This window comes from Paracoccus sp. SY, from assembly GCF_002901215.1.
Taxonomy (GTDB): Bacteria; Pseudomonadota; Alphaproteobacteria; order Rhodobacterales; family Rhodobacteraceae; genus Paracoccus; species Paracoccus acridae.
Map to the genome: position 1 here is coordinate 1 of NZ_NWMQ01000108.1, position 3,635 is coordinate 3,635.

At 60.1% G+C, this 3,635-nt stretch carries 8 protein-coding genes; 4 read left to right on the top strand and 4 right to left on the bottom strand.

All coding sequences use genetic code 11. The features are described from left to right. From CK944_RS24415 to CK944_RS23470, 3 genes are all read right to left on the bottom strand, one after another. The coding region (locus CK944_RS24415; protein WP_146038754.1) for a DUF4167 domain-containing protein at positions 1–437 on the bottom strand (437 nt) is incomplete at its 3' end. 172 nt (positions 438–609) lie between these two features. Then, positions 610–783, bottom strand: a complete 174-nt coding sequence (locus CK944_RS23465) for a hypothetical protein (RefSeq protein ID WP_158248128.1) — start codon at positions 781–783, stop codon at positions 610–612. 169 nt (positions 784–952) lie between these two features. Next, on the bottom strand, positions 953–1,120 hold the full coding sequence (locus tag CK944_RS23470) for a hypothetical protein (RefSeq protein ID WP_158248129.1): 168 nt from the start codon (positions 1,118–1,120) through the stop codon (positions 953–955). A 504-nt stretch (positions 1,121–1,624) separates the two neighbouring features. On the opposite strand from CK944_RS23470, the gene CK944_RS21750 reads away from it, so the two are divergent. The 4 genes from CK944_RS21750 to CK944_RS24150 are packed head-to-tail and all read left to right on the top strand — an operon-like array spanning position 1,625 to position 3,354. After that, positions 1,625–2,059 (top strand): LexA family transcriptional regulator, encoded by a 435-nt coding sequence (locus CK944_RS21750; RefSeq protein WP_103175129.1) that lies wholly within the window; start codon positions 1,625–1,627, stop codon positions 2,057–2,059. Positions 2,060–2,063: 4 nt separating this feature from the next. Beyond that, positions 2,064–2,573 carry a hypothetical protein gene (locus CK944_RS24140; protein WP_239986213.1) on the top strand — a complete coding sequence of 170 codons (510 nt, stop codon included), beginning with the start codon at positions 2,064–2,066 and terminating at the stop codon, positions 2,571–2,573. After that, positions 2,573–2,821: a hypothetical protein gene (locus tag CK944_RS24145; protein WP_239986214.1), complete on the top strand. Its 249-nt coding sequence runs from the start codon at positions 2,573–2,575 to the stop codon at positions 2,819–2,821. Before CK944_RS24140 ends, CK944_RS24145 begins: the two co-directional genes overlap by 1 nt. Beyond that, entirely contained in the window at positions 2,812–3,354 is a 543-nt protein-coding gene (locus tag CK944_RS24150) for a DUF4113 domain-containing protein (protein ID WP_239986215.1), read from the top strand. Before CK944_RS24145 ends, CK944_RS24150 begins: the two co-directional genes overlap by 10 nt. Positions 3,355–3,378: 24 nt before the next feature. On the opposite strand, the gene CK944_RS23860 is transcribed toward CK944_RS24150, so the two are convergent. Further along, positions 3,379–3,635 (bottom strand): hypothetical protein (locus CK944_RS23860; protein WP_205049138.1); only part of this gene is annotated, 257 nt, incomplete at its 5' end.

Genomic DNA, 3,635 nt, shown 5'->3' on the forward strand with positions numbered 1-3,635 from the left:
TCAGTCTGCTTTCGTTTCTCGGCTGCGACCGCCGTGCGTGCCTTGTCCAGCCGGATCAAGTCGAGTTCGGCAGCTCGTCCTGTGACCGCCGTATCTATGGGCTCATCTCTCTGCGCTTTATCTTTGGACGGCTGCACTCCTCGAGCGATCGCCGCTTTCCGCAACGACCTGTCCCTGACGGGATGGTGTTCCGCATGACGCACAGGATTGCTTACGCGAACATAATGTTCAGCGGATTGCAGGAAGGCCTCCGAGGCCACGCGGTCATTGGCAAGCCGCGCTTCTTCCGCGAACTGAAGATAACGCTCGACGAGCTGTTGGGCGGTTCCCCGGATCTTGCCCTTTGCGCTTGTGCTCTCGAAGACACGGCTGCCGGGATCGCGCTGTTGCTGCTGCGGGCGGGGTTTGCCCGTTCGCCGTCTGTAATGTGGTTTCATAAGCCAATTTGAATAAGGCAGCGGGAATACGGAGAGCTGCACTCTGCGAAATAGGCTGACCCGACCTCATCATCAAGAAAACATGAAAGGATGCTGGCTTTTCAGCATTGCTCCAACCAGACTGTGGGGCGTCTATGCGAGGAACCGGAGCAGTAGGAGCCTTCCTGCGTGGTTAGTATCCGGCCCGCATCCGCTGCATCGCGAGGTCTGTCCAGATGCGTTGGACCACGATCTCGATCTCCTCGGCCATGACGTCATAGCAGCAGAAGTGTGATCTCAAGCTGTCCGGCGCCGTCACGATCATCGTGTCCAGCTCCTGCACGCCGTCATCAAGACAGGCGCTCACCCATTCCCGAAGGAGGGGGGCTAGGTCATCCTGGGCAGAAGCTTCGCCACCCTGGCGCGTTGAAGGATCGGCGCTTGGGAAACTAACGGGCGTGTCAGTCATCTGGTGTCCGCCGTGTTGTCGCCCGAACCTCGGGACGACTGTGAAATCAGCAACTCAAACGCCGGGCCTAGCCGCAGACCTTCTCTGCCTTACGCACAGGTCCAAGCAGCGAAATCCGCCTGAGCGAGTCCACCAGGACCGAACCTATGTTCTCAGCGATCCTGCACTCGCTGCCTTGTTGCGCCTGCTTGTAGTTCTGCAGGACCGTGATGATGCTGGGATCAATGATGCCCATCAGCGCACATCCTTCCGTTGTATTCTGCCCGACATTTTCTCGTTAGTTGCGGGCATTTATTGAAACAGCGTTACAAAGCGCAAGAGTTCCAATGGATTACCAAAGGTTAATCTTCTAGAATGCTGACCAAAAGGACACGTTGCCCCTTACGTTAGCGTCAGACATAACGGTCTTATCAGCCGGGCGGCCCCTGTGTTGTTGTTTATGTTCCCGAGTGCTTTGCCGCCCGGCTGGAAGATCCAGCCAAGCCCCGCTTCAGCGACAAACCTGTGCCGGATCAGCAGCCTGNTAACGGTCTTATCAGCCGGGCGGCCCCTGTGTTGTTGTTTATGTTCCCGAGTGCTTTGCCGCCCGGCTGGAAGATCCAGCCAAGCCCCGCTTCAGCGACAAACCTGTGCCGGATCAGCAGCCTGTCCCCACCTTTTTGCCCTATCATGACCTGTAGTCCTTGACGATCAGGGGCATATCGGAACTATGGCCCATGTTCACTGATTGTTCTAGGCCATGTCACTTGATCTTCATCCTCTCAGCGTCACGCTGATCGACCGCGACATGCCGCTGGCAGCCATTCAGGTGCCAGCCGGTTTTCCCTCGCCTGCGGCCGACGATCTTGAGGACACGGTTGATCCGTTCAAATGGGTCATCCGCCATGAGCACGCGACCTTCTGGTGGCGGGTCTCGGGCGACAGCCTGGAAGCCGAGGGCATTTTGGACGGGGATCTGATCGCGGTGGATCGGGCCGGGCGCCGGCGCAGCGGGCGCATTGTCCTGGCCGTGGTCGATGGACAGATCACTGTGAAGAAGCTCGCCAAGCGGGACGGCCAGTGGTTCCTGGACCCGCGCGCCCGCAGCGACGGCTACCAGACCATTCCCGTGACCGAGACAACCGAGATATGGGGCGTCGTGGCAGGCGTGGTGCGCCGCCTGCCCGTCGAATAGGGCGATGCTTGAGGCGTCCGACAAGCCGATAGCCCTGATCGACTGCAACAACTTCTATGTCTCCTGCGAACGGCTGTTCGACACGAAGCTTCACGGCATCCCCGTGATCGTGCTGTCCAACAATGACGGTTGTGCTGTTGCGAGGTCTGACGAGGCGAAGGCGCTCGGGATTAAGATGGGGGCGCCAGCCTTCAAGATGCGCGACTTCATGGAGCGCCATGGCGTCAAGGCGTTGTCCTCCAACTATACGCTTTATGGGGATCTTTCAGCGCGCGTGTCCCAAGTCCTGCACAGCTACTCGCCGCGCTTGGACGTGTATTCCACCGACGAGACATTCGTGGACCTGTCCGGCTTTGGCGAGCGGATGGCGGCGCACGCGGCCCGAATGCGCCAGGCGGTGCGGACACAGGTGGGCATCCCGACCTGCGTTGGCATTGCGCCCACAAAGACCCTGGCCAAGCTGGCGAACTATGCTGCCAAGAAGAACCCGATCTTCGGGGCGTCTGCAATCTGATGAACCCCCAGGTGCGGGACTATGTGATGAACCGCATTCCCATTGGCGAAATCTGGGGCGTCGGCCCGGCGACCGAGGCCAAGCTGATCGCGCAAGGCGCGCGATCCGCGGCCGCGCTGCGCGACCTGCCCATGGCGCTGTCCCGCAAGATCGGCACGGTTGTTCTGGAACGGCTGGTGGCGGAGCTGCGCGGCATTGCCTGCATCGACTTCGAGGACGTGCCGCCGCAAGGAAGGGCATGGCCGTGACCCGATCCTCGGGCACGCCCATGACGACATTCGATGTGCTGGCGCAGGCCGTCACCGCCCACGCCACCCGCGCGGCCGAGAAGCTGAGGAGCCACGACCTTGTCGCCGGAACGCTGACCGTGTTTTTTCACACCAACCCGCACAAGCCGGATCGCCCGCAGCACTCTGCGTCCCGCAGTGTGCGGCTGCGGCCCATATCCAACCACACCTTCGACCTGGTGGACGCCGCCGTCTCGGCCGCGCGCCGAGGCTGGCGCGGCGATCCGTCCGGCAATGGCTGCGGCTACACCAAGGCGGGCATCATCCTCGATGACCTGCTGTCCGAAGCCGACCGGCCGGCCATGCTCTTTGAGCCTGCCCGGCCGCGCGACGCGCGCCTGACGGACGCGCTCGATGCGATCAACGACCGCTTCGGCAAAAAGACGATGGTGCTGGCGCGCGAGGGCTTCGCCGGTGAATGGCGCTTGCATGCCGATCACTGCTCGCCCCGCTACACCACCAGGATCAGCGAACTGCCGACCGTGCGGGTTTGAATTCTGCCATATACGCAGAGTGTATTATCGAGTGCGGGAAATGAAGCGCAGAAGGGTTGAAATAAAAATCAGGCTAAAGAAAAAGCTGATTGAAAATCCAAGAAGCGGAGTCAATACGGATTTGATGAACCAGGACATGCCAGATTCAACGGGATTGTCGGTGTCAAATTCCTCGCCGTTATTCGCGAACAGGATGAAGTCGAGGCAAATATCATCTGTCACGGTTCTGATAAGGGGAGTCATGACTGCCGCGATAATGAGTCGGCTCTGAACAACCTTAT

Coding starts and splice junctions, on each gene's coding strand:
- CK944_RS23470 (WP_158248129.1), bottom strand. CDS start 1,120: ATGGGCATCATTGATCCCAGCATCATCACGGTCCTGCAGAACTACAAG.
- CK944_RS21750 (WP_103175129.1), top strand. CDS start 1,625: ATGTCACTTGATCTTCATCCTCTCAGCGTCACGCTGATCGACCGCGAC.
- CK944_RS24140 (WP_239986213.1), top strand. CDS start 2,064: ATGCTTGAGGCGTCCGACAAGCCGATAGCCCTGATCGACTGCAACAAC.
- CK944_RS24145 (WP_239986214.1), top strand. CDS start 2,573: ATGAACCCCCAGGTGCGGGACTATGTGATGAACCGCATTCCCATTGGC.
- CK944_RS24150 (WP_239986215.1), top strand. CDS start 2,812: ATGGCCGTGACCCGATCCTCGGGCACGCCCATGACGACATTCGATGTG.